The organism is Clostridium sp. (assembly GCF_051654825.1).
Lineage (GTDB): Bacteria > Bacillota > Clostridia > Clostridiales > Clostridiaceae > Clostridium.
Map to the genome: position 1 here is coordinate 36,089 of NZ_JBOFYU010000099.1, position 16,907 is coordinate 52,995.

The 16,907-nt window shown below is 29.5% G+C and carries 18 protein-coding genes; 17 read left to right on the top strand and 1 reads right to left on the bottom strand.

The features are described from left to right. The first annotated feature begins 17 nt into the window (after positions 1 to 17). From ACRDBA_RS06065 to smpB, 17 genes are all read left to right on the top strand, one after another. Positions 18 to 1,208 (top strand): glycoside hydrolase family 88 protein, encoded by a 1,191-nt coding sequence (locus tag ACRDBA_RS06065; protein WP_438572033.1) that lies wholly within the window; start codon positions 18 to 20, stop codon positions 1,206 to 1,208. Between the two features lie 20 nt (positions 1,209 to 1,228). Further along, on the top strand, positions 1,229 to 1,723 hold the full coding sequence (locus tag ACRDBA_RS06070; protein ID WP_438572034.1) for a PTS sugar transporter subunit IIB: 495 nt from the start codon (positions 1,229 to 1,231) through the stop codon (positions 1,721 to 1,723). Positions 1,724 to 1,788: 65 nt separating this feature from the next. Beyond that, positions 1,789 to 2,592 carry a PTS mannose/fructose/sorbose/N-acetylgalactosamine transporter subunit IIC gene (locus ACRDBA_RS06075; RefSeq protein ID WP_438572035.1) on the top strand — a complete coding sequence of 268 codons (804 nt, stop codon included), beginning with the start codon at positions 1,789 to 1,791 and terminating at the stop codon, positions 2,590 to 2,592. Next, positions 2,582 to 3,412, top strand: a complete 831-nt coding sequence (locus tag ACRDBA_RS06080; RefSeq protein WP_438572036.1) for a PTS system mannose/fructose/sorbose family transporter subunit IID — start codon at positions 2,582 to 2,584, stop codon at positions 3,410 to 3,412. Before ACRDBA_RS06075 ends, ACRDBA_RS06080 begins: the two co-directional genes overlap by 11 nt. Positions 3,413 to 3,546: 134 nt before the next feature. Then, on the top strand, positions 3,547 to 3,960 hold the full coding sequence (locus tag ACRDBA_RS06085; RefSeq protein ID WP_438572037.1) for a PTS sugar transporter subunit IIA: 414 nt from the start codon (positions 3,547 to 3,549) through the stop codon (positions 3,958 to 3,960). Between the two features lie 4 nt (positions 3,961 to 3,964). Further along, positions 3,965 to 4,240: a preprotein translocase subunit YajC gene (locus ACRDBA_RS06090; protein WP_438572038.1), complete on the top strand. Its 276-nt coding sequence runs from the start codon at positions 3,965 to 3,967 to the stop codon at positions 4,238 to 4,240. A gap of 16 nt (positions 4,241 to 4,256) precedes the next feature. Next, positions 4,257 to 5,030, top strand: a complete 774-nt coding sequence (kduD, locus tag ACRDBA_RS06095) for a 2-dehydro-3-deoxy-D-gluconate 5-dehydrogenase KduD (RefSeq protein WP_438572039.1) — start codon at positions 4,257 to 4,259, stop codon at positions 5,028 to 5,030. Further along, positions 5,031 to 5,663: a bifunctional 2-keto-4-hydroxyglutarate aldolase/2-keto-3-deoxy-6-phosphogluconate aldolase gene (locus ACRDBA_RS06100; protein ID WP_438572040.1), complete on the top strand. Its 633-nt coding sequence runs from the start codon at positions 5,031 to 5,033 to the stop codon at positions 5,661 to 5,663. It begins immediately after the preceding gene. A gap of 10 nt (positions 5,664 to 5,673) precedes the next feature. After that, positions 5,674 to 6,690 (top strand): sugar kinase, encoded by a 1,017-nt coding sequence (locus ACRDBA_RS06105; protein WP_438572041.1) that lies wholly within the window; start codon positions 5,674 to 5,676, stop codon positions 6,688 to 6,690. A 138-nt stretch (positions 6,691 to 6,828) separates the two neighbouring features. Next, positions 6,829 to 8,853, top strand: coding sequence for a heparinase II/III family protein (locus tag ACRDBA_RS06110; RefSeq protein ID WP_438572042.1), 2,025 nt, complete (start codon positions 6,829 to 6,831; stop codon positions 8,851 to 8,853). A 59-nt stretch (positions 8,854 to 8,912) separates the two neighbouring features. Then, the gene (locus tag ACRDBA_RS06115) at positions 8,913 to 9,968 is read left to right on the top strand and encodes a LacI family DNA-binding transcriptional regulator (protein ID WP_438572043.1); all 1,056 of its coding nucleotides are present in this window, start codon (positions 8,913 to 8,915) and stop codon (positions 9,966 to 9,968) included. A 311-nt stretch (positions 9,969 to 10,279) separates the two neighbouring features. Beyond that, positions 10,280 to 10,870 (top strand): protein kinase, encoded by a 591-nt coding sequence (locus ACRDBA_RS06120; protein ID WP_438572044.1) that lies wholly within the window; start codon positions 10,280 to 10,282, stop codon positions 10,868 to 10,870. Positions 10,871 to 11,088: 218 nt separating this feature from the next. After that, positions 11,089 to 12,384, top strand: a complete 1,296-nt coding sequence (eno, locus tag ACRDBA_RS06125; protein ID WP_438572045.1) for a phosphopyruvate hydratase — start codon at positions 11,089 to 11,091, stop codon at positions 12,382 to 12,384. Between the two features lie 206 nt (positions 12,385 to 12,590). Next, complete coding sequence (gene secG, locus ACRDBA_RS06130) at positions 12,591 to 12,821, top strand: preprotein translocase subunit SecG (RefSeq protein ID WP_438572046.1); 231 nt, start codon at positions 12,591 to 12,593, stop codon at positions 12,819 to 12,821. A 104-nt stretch (positions 12,822 to 12,925) separates the two neighbouring features. Next, positions 12,926 to 13,303, top strand: a complete 378-nt coding sequence (locus ACRDBA_RS06135; protein WP_438572047.1) for a PH domain-containing protein — start codon at positions 12,926 to 12,928, stop codon at positions 13,301 to 13,303. 204 nt (positions 13,304 to 13,507) lie between these two features. Then, positions 13,508 to 15,826: a ribonuclease R gene (rnr, locus tag ACRDBA_RS06140; protein ID WP_438572048.1), complete on the top strand. Its 2,319-nt coding sequence runs from the start codon at positions 13,508 to 13,510 to the stop codon at positions 15,824 to 15,826. 132 nt (positions 15,827 to 15,958) lie between these two features. Further along, positions 15,959 to 16,429, top strand: a complete 471-nt coding sequence (smpB, locus tag ACRDBA_RS06145; RefSeq protein ID WP_438572049.1) for an SsrA-binding protein SmpB — start codon at positions 15,959 to 15,961, stop codon at positions 16,427 to 16,429. Positions 16,430 to 16,500: 71 nt separating this feature from the next. Here smpB and ACRDBA_RS06150 read toward each other — a convergent pair. Next, the coding region (locus ACRDBA_RS06150) for a CHAP domain-containing protein (protein WP_438572050.1) at positions 16,501 to 16,907 on the bottom strand (407 nt) is incomplete at its 5' end.

Consider the following 16,907-nt stretch of genomic DNA (forward strand, 5'->3'; position numbering starts at 1 on the left):
GCATTACGGGGGAGTATATGATTAAGACAATTAATGTAGAAGATATAAAAAAGAGAGAAGAGTTTTTAAATACTGAGCTTTTAACAAAGGCAGAAGTTGAACAAGCTATAGAAAATGCAATTAAACAAGTAGAAGCTAATATGGAATACTTTAAAGATAAGTTCCCATCATCAGCAACGAAAGATAATATGTATGGAATTATAGAAAACATTGAATGGACAGATGGTTTCTGGACAGGATTACTATGGTTGGCTTACGAGTACACTAATGATGAAAAGTACAGAGAGTTAGCTGAAAAGAACGTAGCATCTTTTAAAAATAGAGTAGATAAAGACATTGAAATAGATCATCACGATTTAGGATTCCTTTACTCATTATCATGCGTAAGTGGATATAAACTAACAGGTTCAGAAGTAGCTAAGGAAGCTTCAATAAAAGCAGCTGATAAGTTAATTTCTAGATACCAAGAAAAGGGTGAGTTTATCCAAGCTTGGGGTGAGTTAGGAAGTAAGGATCATTACAGATTTATAATAGATTGTTTATTAAACATTCCTCTATTATATTGGACAACAGATGTAACTGGAGACAATAAATATAGAGAAATAGCAGAAAAGCATTTTGTAACATCATGCAACAACGTTATAAGAGATGATGCTTCTGCTTTCCACACATTCTATATGAATAATGAAACAGGTGAACCATTAAAGGGAGTAACTAGACAAGGCTACAATGATGATTCAGCTTGGGCTAGAGGACAAGCTTGGGGAATGTATGGTATTCCACTAAACTACAAAAATTCAAAGAACCCATATAGCTTTAACTTATATAAAGGTATGACAAATTACTTCTTAAATAGATTACCAGAAGATAATATTTGTTATTGGGATTTAATATTTGGAGATGGAAGTGGACATTCAAGAGATTCTTCAGCAGCAGCAGTAGCTGTATGTGGTATGCATGAAATGAATAAATTCTTACCAGAAGTAGATACTGATAAGGAAGTATATAAATATGCAATGCACAACATATTAAGATCATTAATTAAAAACTATACACATGATGATGTACAACCAGGAAAACCGGTTTTACTACACGGTGTATATTCATGGCACTCAGGTAAAGGTGTAGATGAAGGAAACATCTGGGGAGATTATTACTACCTAGAAGCATTAATTAGATTCTATAAAGATTGGGAATTATACTGGTAAAAGTAAAGGAGAGAACTATTATGAGTAATGTTAATATTGAAATGATGAGAATTGACGAAAGACTAATACATGGACAAGGACAAATGTGGTTAAATGCATTAGGAGTTAATACTGTAATAGTAGCTGACGATGCAGCAAGCACAGATGTTATACAACAAACATTAATGAAAACTGTAGTACCAAAATCAGTAGCAATGAGATTTTTCTCAATAGAAAAGACTTGTGAGTTAATTCACAAAGCATCACCAAAGCAAAAAATATTTATAGTTTGTAAGACACCAGAAAATGCTTTAAAGCTAATAGCAGGTGGAGTTCCAGTTAAGGAAATAAACATTGGAAACATTCATAATGCAGAAGGTAAGTCACCAGTAACAAGATCAATTTTCTTAGGAAAAGAAGACAAGGCTGCATTAAAAGAGCTTTCAGAAAAGTATTCAATGAAATTTAACACTAAAACAACACCATCAGGAAACGATGGAGCTGTTCAAGTAGATATTACTAAATACTTAGACTAATTAATAATCCCCAGGTTAAATCCTGGGGAAAATAAAAAAATATTAATATATAGGAGGCAATTATAATGGAAATTACAATGATTCAAGCTGTATTGATTGGATTATGGACTGCTTTTTGTTTATCAGGTATGTTACTTGGTATTTACTCAAACCGTTGTATAGTTTTATCAATAGGTGTAGGTGTAATTTTAGGGGATATTCCTACTGCTTTAGCAATGGGAGCTATTAGTGAAATAGCATTTATGGGATTCGGTGTTGGTGCAGGTGGAACAGTTCCTCCAAACCCAATGGGACCTGGTATTATAGGTACGTTAATGGCAATAACAATGAAAAATCAAGGTATGACTCCAGAGTCAGCTTTAGCTTTATCATTCCCATTTGCAGTAGCATTCCAATTCTTAATCACTGCAACTTATACTTTTGCAACAGGATTAAGTCAATATGCTACTAAAGGAATAAAAGAAAGAAATTATTTTAAATTTAAAATTGGTGCAAATGCAACTGTATGGATATTTGCTATAGTAGGTTTCTTAATAGGTTTTGCAGGAGCAATAAGTACAACAGGATTAGAAACAGTTATTTCATACATACCACAATGGTTAATTACAGGATTTACAGTAGCAGGTACAATGTTACCAGCAATTGGTTTCGCAATGATATTATCAGTAATGGCTAAGGTAGAATTAATTCCATTCGTATTAATAGGATATATTTGTATTGGATATTTAGGATTACCAGTAATGGGAGTAGCTTTTGTAGGAACAGCATTTGCTTTACTAGTATTCTTTATTAAAGGAAACGGAAACAAGAATAGTTCAGATAACGGTAATGATGATAGTGAGGAGGTAGTGTTCGAAGATGGAATCTAATAATTTAACAAAACGTCAACCAGTTTTAGAAAAAAGTGATTACGTAAAAGCGTCACTAAGAGCTTATTACTTACAAAATGGATTCAACTACGGAAATTATCAAGGGATAGGATATGCAAATATTTTATATCCATCATTAAAAAAGATCTATAAAAATGATGAAGATGGATTACAAGAAGCATTAACATCAAACCTTGAGTTCTTTAACTCAAACCCTCACTTCCTACCATTTATAACAAGCATGAACTTAGTAATGCTTGATTCAGGAAGTTCATTACAAGAAGCTCGTTCAATTAAATTAGCTTTAATGGGACCTTTATCAGGAATTGGAGATTCATTAGCTCAATTCTGTTTAGCTCCATTATTATCAACAATTGCTGCAAGTTTAGCACAAGATGGTATGATTGCAGGACCAATATTATTCTTCGTAGCAATGAATGCAATATTATTAACAATAAAATTATTAACAGGTATATATGGTTATAAATTAGGAACAAGCATAATTGAAACATTAAGTGAAAAAATGTCTCAAATATCATCAGTTGCAAGTATGATTGGTGTAACTGTAATCTCAGGATTAGCAGTATCATTCGTTAAAATTAAAATAGGAATTCAATATGTTGCTTCAATGCCAGATGGCGCTGAAAAAGTTGTATCAGTACAAGAAATGCTAGATAAAATAGCACCAGCATTATTACCAGCATTATATACAATTGGAGTATTCTATTTAATAAAGAAACGTAAATGGACAACTTACCAACTTGTAATATTAACAATTATAATAGGTATAATCGGATCAGTTTTAGGAATTTTAGTTTAGTAAAAAGATAAGTCAAACAATAAGTAATAGATTAATAAAGCAATAAAGATAAAAAATAATGATCCTTATTACTAATCTAAGTATAGGGGGTCATTATTTTTTAAAAGTTTAACATTAACAAGGGGATGAAAGATATGAAAATATTAATAGTAGGACATGGTGAATATGCAACAGGAATAAAATCAACGGTGAAATTATTAACTGGAGTAGATGAAAATATAGATGCTATAAATCTTAATAATGAACTTACTCATGATGATTTTACAGTTATGCTTCAAAAGTACGTAGCAGAAAACAAGGAATTAATCGTATTTGCAGATATAACAGGTGGAGCACCATTCCAAATATCATCAAGAGAAATATTATTAAATGAAAACTCAGAAGATCAATATGTAATAGGTGGAGTTTCAGTAGCTTGTATCTTAGAAGTAGTAATGAATACTTTAGTTATTGGTTCAGAAGAAGGAACTAGAAAGATAATTGATACAGCAATATCTTCATTACCTGATATGGCATCAGTTATGTGTAGAAAGGATATAATGGGTTAATATTATGGACAAGACAATGATGTGGATAATACTTTGTTTAGCATCATATCCAGTAGTGTTAATGCTATTTATGCCTATACTAAACAAAAACAAAATGAAAAAACAAGAAGCTTTAAGAGATGAGTATCTAAAAACTCTTAAAGTAAACAATAAAGTAGTTACTATGTCAGGAATTTATGGAAACATAAAGGGCATAGAAGAAAATATAGTTAAATTAGAAATAGCAAAAGGCTTAGAAATCGAAGTAGCTAAAGAAAGTATAATCGGAACAATAAAATAGAGAAGGAGTGTATAATATGAACAAGAATTTTTCATTAGATTTTTTTAATTTAGAAGGTAAGGTTGCAATCGTAACTGGAGGTAACACTGGAATAGGTATGGCTTATGCAGAAGCTTTATCAGCAGCAGGAGCAGATATATTAGTAACAACTTTTGATGACAATGTACAAGAGGTTAAAGAAAAGGTTGAAGCAGCAGGAAAGAAAATAGTTTTTGTTAAAGGTGATTTAACTAAAGCTGACTTTAGAGATGAAGTAGTAGATACTTGTATGAAAGAGTTTGGAAAGATAGATATATTAGTTAATAATGCAGGAACTATAAGAAGAAATCCTTTATTAGAATACCCAGATCAAGATTGGGAAGCTGTAATGAACATAAACTTAAATGCAGTTTATTATTTATCACAAAAAGTTGCAAAAATAATGGTTGAGCAAAAAAGCGGTAAGATCATAAACATTGCATCAATGTTATCATTCCAAGGTGGAAAGTTCGTTCCTCCTTATACAGCTAGTAAGCATGGTGTAGTTGGGATTACAAAGGCATTTGCTAATGAATTAGCACTTCACAATGTTCAAATTAATGCTATAGCACCTGGATATATAGAAACAGCTAACACAGCTCCTATAAGAGCTGACGAAAATAGAAACAAGGAAATCTTATCAAGAATTCCAGCTGAAAGATGGGGTAAAACTTCAGATTTAATGGGAGCAGTAGTATTCTTATCAAGTAGTGCATCAGACTATATCAATGGCCACGTTTTAGCTGTTGATGGAGGATGGTTAGTAAGATAGATGATAAATAAAGTAGAAACTTTAAAAAGAATTGAAAAAGATGCATTTGTATTAGTATTAAGAACTGATACAAAAGAAGAGGGCGTTACAGTAGCAAATGCAGCAATAAATGGTGGATGTAATGTTATTGAGGTTACATTTACAATTCCAAATGCTACTGGAGTAATTTCAGATCTTTGCAAGGACAAGAAAAGTGATGTACTTATTGGAGCAGGAACAGTTTTAGATTCAGAAACAGCAAGAGCCGCAATTCTTGCTGGAGCTGAGTTTATAGTTAGTCCAAGCTTTAATAAGGATACGGCAATACTTTGTAATAGATATGGAGTTCCGTATATACCAGGATGTTTTACTATAAGAGAAATTGTTGAAGCTAGAGAATCAGGAGTAGATGTTGTGAAACTATTCCCAGGTTCAGCATTTAAACCTTCAATTATAAAAGATATCAAAGCTCCTATTAAAGGAATTGGAGTTATGGTTTCTGGAGGAGTAAGCTTTGACAATATGGGTGAATGGTTTAAGAATGGTTGCGATGTTGTAAGCATTGGTAGCGCTATTGTTAATTTAAAAGATCCAGTAGTTATTCAAGAAGAAACTAGAAAATATATAGATAGAGTAAAAGAAATTTTAAAATAGCGAGGTAAATATGAGTAAGGTTTTAGTATTAGGAGAAGTATTATTAAGATTAACTCCACCAGATAATTTAAAAATAGGCCAAACAAGCAGATTTGATGTTTGTTTTGGGGGAGCTGAAGCAAATGTTGCAGTTGGGTTAAGTAACTTAGGTGTTAATACTAGAATTATAACAAGCTTACCTCCAAATGAAATAGGAAATGCTGCTAAAACTTTTTTAAGATCACATGGTGTTGATTGTGATAGCATTGTGTCAAAGGGTGAAAGACTAGGATTATATTACTACGAAGAAGGCTGTTCAGCAAGAAAGGCTAATGTAGTTTATGACAGAAAATATTCTTCAATAAATGAACTAAGATATGAAGATATTGATTTGGATAAAGCTTTAGAAGATGTTACATTATTACATGTGTCAGGAATAACATTTGGTTTAACTGATGAAATAAGAGAAGTAGCAACAAGAATTATAAATGAAGCTAAATCTAGAGGAATAAAAATAAGTGTAGACTTAAATTATAGAGCTAAGCTATTTAATAGTTATGGAGAGTTTGTTGAAAGGCTAATGCCAATAGTTAAAGATAGTTATTTATGCTTTGGTTGGTTAAGCAGAGATGTTGAAAATTTTAAGGTTTTAGATGCTTCTGTAGAAGAAATAACTGATGAAAGACTAATTAATGAATTTAAGTATATGACAGAAGACTTAAATGTAAAAAATGTATCAACTACTTTAAGAACAGGGTCACCTTATAATTATCATTCATTAGCAGGTGTGTTATTTGATGGAGATAAGCTATATAGATCATATAAATATGAATTTAGTATGATTTCAAGAATTGGTGGCGGAGATGCCTTTGCAGCTGGAGTAATAAGAGGATTACTTACAAATGAAAATGATATGCAAAATATAATCGAATTTGGAACAGCAAGTGCAGTATTAAAGCAAACTCAAGTTGGAGATGTAAGTTTATCTACTGTTGAAGATGTATATGGTTTAATGGATAATAAAAATCTAGGAAGTGTAAATAGATAATATATAAATATAGAAGCTATTTGACATTTTATATTCAAATAGTTTCTATAAACATTTTAGATTATTGATTATTAATAATAGATATTTCACATACAAAATATCTATTATTAGTAATTGAATATTGAAGGGGTTGATAGTATGGATCATATACTAAATGGTGAATTAGCATTATTAAAAGAGCGAGTAAAAGAGTATATTAAAACATATGATATTGATTTTGTTAAAAATTACATTAAAGGTGAGTGTAGTAAGGAATATAGAACTAAGCTCCTTGGAGCAAACCTTTTATTAAATAACTCCTTTATTTTTGATGAAACTTGGGATATGGAGCAATGTAGGGTTCCATATGTAAATAATCCAGTAGATTGGAATTTTACTCCTAATGGAGATGAAGAGTGGATATTTATGTTAAATAGACATGAATATTTAAATAAATTAATATTAGCCTATTATTTAGAAGAAAAAGATATTTATATAGAAAAGTGGAAAGGGTTAGTATTAGATTGGATAGAAAAAAATAAAATAACTCTTAAGGGTGGAAAAACTATAAGAACTATTGATACAGGTATTAGATGTCAAAGTTGGTTAAATGGATTAATACACTTAATTGCAATAGATAAGATAGATGATAAGGATTTACTAAAAATTATAAATAGTATAAAAGAGCAAATATATTATCTTAAAAACTCATATACAGATAAGTATATATTAAGCAATTGGGGGGTGTTACAAACAACATCAATAATTTCTTGCCTTTTATGGCTTAGAGAATTTATTGATGATAGTGAACTTTTTGAGTGGGCACTAGCACAAACTTATGCACAAATAGAATTACAAGTTTTTGATGATGGGTCACATTGGGAACAATCAGCAATGTATCATGTAGAAGTATTAAATTGCTCAATGAAAGTAATTTCTACATGTGAAAAATTAGGTTTTGATTTAAAAGAAGAATATAAATCAAAGGTATTATCTATGGCAAAATACCTAATGTATTGTGCAGCACCTAAATGGACTCAAGAAGCACAAGCTGATAGTGATAGAACAGATATAAGAGATGTTTTAGTAAAGGCAGTAATATTATTTAAAGATAAAGAACTTAAATGGGCTGCATTTGATAATCTTGATTTAAATAGTATATTTATGCATGGTAAAAAAGGATATGATGTATTTATTAATATAGAAGGTGAAAAGCCAAAAGAAATAAATAAATCCTTTGATGACTCAGGAAATATTTATATGAGAAGTGACTTTAATGAAAAATCTAGCTTTACATATGTAAAGAATGGAACATTAGGAAGTGGACATGGCCATATTGACTTAGGACATTTTTCATTGTATTTTGATGGAAAGCCTTTTTTTGTTGATAGTGGAAGATATACTTATGTAGAAGATGATAAAATGAGAGAATATTTTAAATCAGCTAAGGCTCATAATGTTTCAGTAATAGATAATGATCCATTTGGAGTTCCGGTAAAGTCTTGGGGGTATGAAAAATTCCCAGATACATTAAAAAACTATTTCTCATGTAAGGAAAATATAAGTTATGCTGAAACACCATATATAGCAAAGCTTAATGATGGAAGTAGTTATATAGCGGTAAGAAGGGTATTATTTATATCACCTAATATATGGGTAATAGTAAATGATATTAGATGTAATGGAAATCACTCTATTACAAATTATTACAATTTAGATTCAGATGTTAAGGTTAAAGAAAATAGTGAGTATCTATCATTAGAAAACGAAAATAGCAAATTAAGGTTATATAATTACAATATAGATGAAATAGAAATTAAAAATTCATATATATCTAAAAATTATAATGAAATTAATAATAGTAAAAGAATAGAAACTAAGACTAACTTTAAAGATTTAATTAGAAATTATGATATAATTATTGGAGAGAATACTAACGAAGATATAGTTATTAAAGATAGTGGAATAAATCAGTTTAATAGTTTAGATAAAGTTAATAAAGATAAGGTAATAGTAAAAACTATTAATATAGGAGAAAATGAAAGCTATACTATAATTATATTTAATGAAGAAACATATAAAGGAGCTAAAATATACTCTTGTGAAGAAACAGCTGTGTACGGAAAAGTAGTTGTAATTCATAAAAAAGAAGGAAATCAAAAGGTTATAAGATTAAGAGGATAATTTTAGTTTAGATATGATTAGGTTGATAATAAAGGTTTGAAAGACGAGGCAATTTATAAATGAGAAAGAATAGTAAAGTAACAATAAATGATATAGCTGAAAAAGCCAATACTTCTAAAACAACTGTATCTTTTTATTTAAATGGTAAATTTGAAAAGATGTCGCCAGATACTAAAAGGAGAATTGAGCAGGCTATTGAAGAAACTAATTATAGTCCTAGTATAATGGCAAGAAGTTTAAAGTTAAAAAAATCAAGTCTTATAGGAGTAGTTGTTGCAGATATAACTAACCCATTTAGTAATAATGTAGTAAAAGGGATAGAGGAAGTTGTTAAAAGTGCAGGTTACCAAATACTTATTGGGAGTAGTAATTTTAATTATATAAATGAAGAAAAATATATAGATAGTATGCTAGATATGGGAGTAGATGGATTTATAGTTCAGCCAACTCTTAAATTTAATAATATAGTAAGTAAGATAGAAGAAAGAGGAAAGAAATTAGTATTTTTAGATAGTGTTAGCAATGACTTTAAAGGAAAATGGGTTAAAACTAACAACTATGAAGTTACTTATGAAGCAATGAAAAAATTAGTAGAAAAGGGTTATGAGGAATTTATATTAGTAACAAGTGATCCAGAGCTACTAATGGCTAGAACAGAAAGAAAAAGAGGATTTGAAGATGCCTTAAAAGATAGTAATATAGGAGCTACAACAATTATTGTAGAAGATGATATAGACTATTTAGAGCTTTCAGAAATTTTAAAGGATAAAGTAGAGGAAAATAAGAAAATCTTTAAAAAGACTCTTATATTTGCAATTAATGGTAAAACTCTACAAAAGGTATTTATGGCATCAAAAACTAAGGAATGGAATGTTCCAAATGAAGTAGGGATAATAGGTTTTGATAATTGGGATTGGACAATATATGCAAGCCCATCAGTGACTACTATTGATCAGCCTACCTATGATGAAGGAAAGCACGCAGCTGAAATATTAATAGAAATGATAGAAGGTAGAGAAGTGGAAGAATCTGCAATAGTAAATTGTAGTATAAATTGGGCTGAATCTACAAATATTAATAATGAAGATTTAATAGAAAGAAAATTTAATTTTTAAAGTTTACCACCGTTTATTTTAGATTTTATCTGATGGCTATCAGTTGTAAAACTTCTGTTTCTTTAGGAGGGAGCTAACAACTGATACGCCCCTAGATAACGACGTCTAACCTTCAGGTGGAGTTTTAACTCTACCTGAAGCTAAGGATTCTGTTTATTTCTAGAATAAGTTAAAATAGCTAGAATAGGAAGTTAAGATTTAATCTTAACTTCCTATTTTTTATTTTTATTATAATAAAAGCCCTATAAAATCATTAAATAAGTTATTAGTGAATAGTATATAATAATAGAATTATATGTGAGGTTTTGGATATGGTAAGAACATATGCTTACTCTGCAGATTTTGATAAAAAAACAGAAGCTTTATTTAGGAATGCAGTTTTTTTAGGGGAAGGGCATAATGGAATAGTGTACGAGCTACCAGAAAAAAAGGCAGTAAAAATTTTTCAAGAAAGTAAATGTTGCAGAGAAGAGTGGGAAATATTAAAAAAAGTAGAAAAATCAAAATACTTTCCAAGATTATATAGCAATGGAGATTATTATATAGTTAGAGATGTTGTGGAAGGAAGAAGGCTTGACCATTACATAAAAGATAATGGACTAAGCGAAAGGTTAGTAAAAAACATATATTATTTAATTAAAGAATTTAAAAAATTAAAATTTACTAAGCTAGATGCAAGATGTAGAGACATATATGTAATAGAAGATGAAAGAGTTAGAATTATAGACCCTAAGGAATGTTATAAAAGAAAGGTGAATTATCCTAGACATTTAATGAAAGGGTTAGAAAAAATCAATGTACTAGAAGAGTTTATAGAAAAAGTAAAAAAAGTAGATGAAAAAACAGGGATTGAATGGGAAAAGAAAATAAGACAATACTTTTATAATGAGGATTTAAATTAAAGGCACCAAATAGGTGTCTTTTTTAACTTTTAAGGAGAAAAAATTAATTAAAAAAGCATATTTTTTGGCTATTATACATAGAATTTTTATGAATAATTTGTTTTTACAGGGAAACAATAAATAAAGAAGGAAGTGATTACTAATAATATAATTACTTTAATTTGAAAATAATAAAAAAGTATTATGCGTAATGCTTTAAATATAAAGGAGGAACAAAAATGAAAGATTATTGCGAAATAGTAGATATTGTTGCAAGACAAATTATTGATTCAAGATGTTTTCCAACTGTTGAGGTAGAGGTTTACTTAGAGGATGGTACAATGGGAAGAGCAGCAGTTCCATCAGGAGCTTCAACTGGTATGTATGAAGCAGTAGAATTAAGAGATGGTGAAAAGGATAAATACTTAGGAAAAGGTGTATTAAAAGCAGTTCAAAATGTGAATGATACAATTGCAGAAGAATTAATTGGATGTAATGTTTATGATCAACCATATATAGATAAATTACTTTTAGAATTAGATGGAACACCTAATAAAGGTAAGTTAGGTGCAAATGCAATTTTAGGAGTATCATTAGCAGTTGCAAATGCAGCAGCTAATTCATTAGGCATGCCTTTATATCAATATGTAGGTGGAGTAAATGCAAAAGTGTTACCTGTACCTATGATGAATATAATTAATGGTGGATCACATGCTGATAACTCTGTAGATTTACAAGAATTTATGGTTATGCCAGTTGGAGCATCAAGCTTTAGCGAAGCATTAAGAATGTGTGCAGAAGTTTATCATACATTAAAGAAAACTTTACATGATAAAGGATATTCAACAGCAATTGGAGATGAAGGTGGATTTGCACCAAACTTAAAATCAAATGCAGAAGCAATTGATGTAATTATAGAAGCTATAACTAATGCAGGATATAAAGCTGGAGAAGATGTATTTATTGCCATTGATGCAGCATCTTCAGAATACTATAAAGATGGTAAATATGTATTAGAAAACGAAGGAAAGACTTTAACACCAGCAGAAATGGTTGATTTCTTTGAAGATTGGGTAAATAAATATCCAATTATATCTATTGAAGATGGTATGGCAGAAGAAGACTGGGAAGGTTGGAAGCTGATTACTGAAAGATTAGGTAAAAAAGTACAATTAGTTGGAGATGATTTATTTGTAACTAATACAGAAAGATTAGAAAGAGGAATCGACATGGGTGTTGGTAACTCAATTCTTATTAAGTTAAACCAAATAGGTACTTTAACTGAAACTTTAAATGCTATAGAAATGGCAAATAGAGCAGGATATACTGCAGTAATTTCACATAGATCAGGGGAAACAGAAGATACAACTATTGCTGACTTAGTTGTTGCTGTTAATGCTGGGCAAATTAAAACTGGAGCTCCAGCAAGATCAGAAAGAGTTGCTAAATATAATCAATTAATTAGAATAGAAGAAGAATTAGATGATGTTGCTGAATACAGAGGTAAAAAAGCATTCTTTAACATAAAAAAATAATTTTATATAAATACTAGGTGTCGATTATGAGTTTTAGTCATAATCGACATTTTATTTGCAATAGATTTCAAGAAATTTCTATATATTCAACAAATTGATTTCTATTTGGCTATTATTGTAATTAAAACACTTGTTTTTTAGCCCTTGATATGATAATATTGACTTATGTAAATGTGACCGTTTGAAGATATCGTGGGAGGTAAACTATGAATACTTTTTTATTAGTTTTAGAAGCAATTTTAGGGGTAACAGTAATAGTATCAGTTTTATTACAACCTAGTAAAGCTGACGCATTAAGTGGATTAATTCAAGGAAGTAAGCAAGAAACTTTCTTTGCTAAAAACAAGGCAAGAACTAAAGAATCAATGCTTATAAGATTAACTGTTATATCATCACTTTTATTTGCTATAAACACTGTTGTTTTAAATTTAGTATAAGTTGATTAAGGCTGCTATACAATGTATAGTAGCTTTGTTTATATATTGAAAATCATTTAATAGTTAAAAATAAAAAAATAGATATAAAGAGAGGAAATTTAAAAATGGGATTATTTAATGGATTAATGGGAAATGCTTCAGAAGTAAAACTTGAAGATGTACAAAAAGAGTATGGGAAAATATTAGCACCATCAGAAAACGTAGAAAGAGCATATAAGCTAATAAGAGATATGTTTATATTTACAAATAAAAGACTTATATTAGTAGATAAGCAAGGGTTAACAGGAAAGAAAACAGAATATCACTCAATTCCATATAGAGCAATAACTAATTTTAAAATCGAGACTTCAGGTCACTTTGATTTAGATGCTGAATTAAAAATATGGATATCAGGGGTAGCTATGCCTATCCAAAAGCAGTTTAACAGTAGCTTAAACATATATGAGTTACAAGCTGTTTTAGCTGAATACTGCTTAAAATAAAAAATATAAAATTAAGGGCATGGGTTAAAAGAAATTACTCATGTCTACTTTTTTTTATAATATAAATTTAATTTAGAAATTACATATATTATTGCAATTAATTGTATAGAATATAGTGTATATGTTACTATATATTGAGTATCTTAAGAAAATTATGGATACACTTTATAATAGGAAATAATACTTTGGAGGAATTTAATATATATGGGAATAAAACAAACATTACTAAGCTTCATGAGAGAAGAAGCTTATAGACCAATGGGGATACAAGAGTTAGTATCCGTATTTGATATTAGTCCAGATGAATATAAGCCATTTAAAAAAGCTTTAAAAACAATGGAAAGAGAAGGATTAATAGTTAGAACTAAAAAGGATCAATTTGCTCTTCCAGAAAGAATGGGATTAATAATAGGAAAGCTTCAAGTACATCAAAAAGGGTTTGGATTCCTTATTCCTGAAACAGAGGGAGAAAAAGATGTATTTATCCCAAGCTCAGCTATGGGTGGAGCTATGAATGGAGATAAGGTACTAGTTCAAGTAACTAGAGAAGATGCAAATGGAAAGAAGAGAGAAGGGGAAGTTAGGGATGTATTAGAGAGAACTAACAATAAGGTTATTGGTGTTTATGAAAGCAGCCGTAACTTTGGTTTTGTAGTTCCAGAAGATTCAAGATTAAATCAAGATATATTTATATCAAAGAAAGATAAAAATGGTGCAAATGATGGTGATTTAGTTGTTTGTGAAATAATAAAATGGGCTGATAAGAGAAGAAGTCCAGAAGGAATAGTTACAGAAGTATTAGGACAAAAGGGAGAAAGAGGTTTAGATATACTTACAATAATTAAAAAGCATGGATTACCAGAGGAATTCCCAGAAAAAGTCTTAAATTATGCTGAAAATATTTCCGAGGAAATTGAAGAAAAAGAGTATAAAAGAAGAAAAGATATAAGAAATGTAAGAATGGTAACTATAGATGGGGAAGATGCAAAGGACTTAGATGATGCTGTATCTATAGAAAGATTAGATGATAATAAGTATAAATTAGGTGTTCATATAGCAGACGTTTCTCATTATGTTAGAGAAAAAAATCCTTTAGATAAGGAAGCTTTAAAAAGAGCAACATCAGTTTATTTAATAGATAGAGTTATACCAATGCTTCCTAAAAAGCTTTCAAATGGAATTTGTTCATTAAATCCTCATGTAGATAGATTAGCATTAAGCTGTTTTATGGTAATAAACGATAAAGGAACAGTTTTAAGTCATGAAATAGAAGAAACTATTATAAAAACAGATGAAAGAATGACTTATACAGATGTAAGTAAAATACTTGAAGATAATGATGAAGAATTAATAAAAAGATATGATTACTTAGTAGATGATTTTAAAGCTATGGAAGAGCTTTGTAAGATTCTTAGAAACAAAAGATTAAAAAGGGGAGCTATTGATTTTAACTTTGAAGAATCAAAGATTATTCTTAATGAGTTAGGTAAACCAGTAGATATTAAGCCTTATGAAAGAAAAATAGCTAACAGAGTAATTGAAGAATTTATGCTTGTATGTAATGAAACCATTGCTGAGCATATGTTCTGGACTAATCTTCCATTTGTATATAGAATACATGAAGAGCCAGATGAAGAAAAACTAGAAAAATTCAAGGAATTTGTTTATAACTTAGGATTTGTTGTAAAGTGGGGTCAAGAATCACATCCAAGAGCTCTGCAAGATATCTTAGAAAAAGTAAAGGGCAAAAAGGAAGAAACAGTAGTAAGTACATTATTATTACGTTCAATGATGCAAGCAAAGTATTCACCAGAATGTGTAGGACACTTTGGGTTAGCAGCTAAATACTATTGTCACTTTACTTCACCAATAAGAAGATATCCAGACCTTCAAATACACAGAATAATAAAAGAACAAATTAATGGAAAGATAGATGAAAAGAGAATAGGAAAATTAACTAATATAGTTGATGTAGCATCAAAGCAATCATCAGAAATGGAAAGATTAGCTCAAGAAGCTGAAAGAGAAGTTGATGATTTAAAGAAAGCTGAATATATGTTAGATAGAATTGGAGAAGAATTCGATGGAATAATTTCATCTGTAACATCATTTGGATTATTTGCAGAGCTTCCTAATACAATAGAAGGACTTATTCACATAACAGCTTTAGATGATGATTACTATGTTTATGATGAAGCGCATCTTTGCTTAATTGGAGAAAGAAAAAAGAAAGTATATAAATTAGGTGATGAAGTTAAAGTTAAATGTAGTAGAGTAGATATAGATAATAGAGAAATATTCTTTGACTTAGTAGAAGATGAATATAGTAAAGAAGAAATAAAGGCTAGTCAAGAATTAGTAGATAAGTTACCAGAATTAAAAGAAGATATGAAAACTAATTATAGTGAAGATTCAGAATCAGAAGTAGAAATAGATAATAGTAAAAATATCTTAGAAGAAATAAAAGAAACTTATGGAACTAAGCAAGAGTATGCAGAAGAAGTAAAAAATACAGAAGAATAGATATAAAATAACCATTTCATTCTTTTGAAGTGGTTATTTTAGCTTTATTATATTAAAAAGTGGCATAGCTAGATTATACTATGATATACTTATAGTAATTTATAAAACGATAGAAAATGAGTGGTGAAATATATGGTAAGAAAAAAGAATAGTAATACATTAGCTGAAAATAGAAAGGCTAGACATGACTACTTTGTTGAAGAGACAATGGAAGCAGGAATAGCTTTAGTTGGTACAGAAGTTAAGTCTATTAGAGGTGGTAAGTGTAACTTAAAAGAGTGTTACGCAGACATATATAATGGAGAAATATTTATAAAAAACATGCATATTAGTCCTTATGAGCAAGGAAATATATTTAATGTTGATCCATTAAGAGAAAGAAAGTTATTGTTACACAGAGAACAAATAGCTAGATTTGCAGGATTAGTAGCACAACAAGGTTATACTTTAGTACCATTATCACTATATCTTAAAGAAGGAAAAGTAAAGGTAGCTTTAGGTCTTTGTAGAGGTAAAAAGAATTATGATAAGAGAGACTCTATGTTAGAAAAGGCTCACAAAAGAGATATAGAAAGACAAATGAAAAATTCAGGAAGATATTAGTACTAATTTTAGTTAATTATGTTTTAAAGTTTATTATAAAAAGCATGCAGTTTATATTGCATGCTTTTTTTCTACTCTTTTCTAAGCCAACCAGCAGGAGATTTATCATCACCAATAAAGTAGTCTCCATTCTTTTCAGTAAGAGAAAATCTTTGGCGAGGATAACCTAAGACATTTTGTTGGATTACTTCTATGTAGTTATCAGAAACCTTAGTTATAATTGCAACATGACCATATTCAGAATCAGTAAAGACAAGTAAATCATCAACTTTAGGTTTTGTATCACCACCATTATAATATTGAACTAAACCTCTGCTTTTATTTAATTCACCTTGTTTCAAATTAGAATCGATAAAGTCTTTAGCATTTCCATATAAATCTGGCATTTTATGATTTTTTGCATCATAATAAAATCTTTTAACAAATTCGACGCATTGCCACTTATAGCCATAGTAATATCCATCATTACTATAATTTT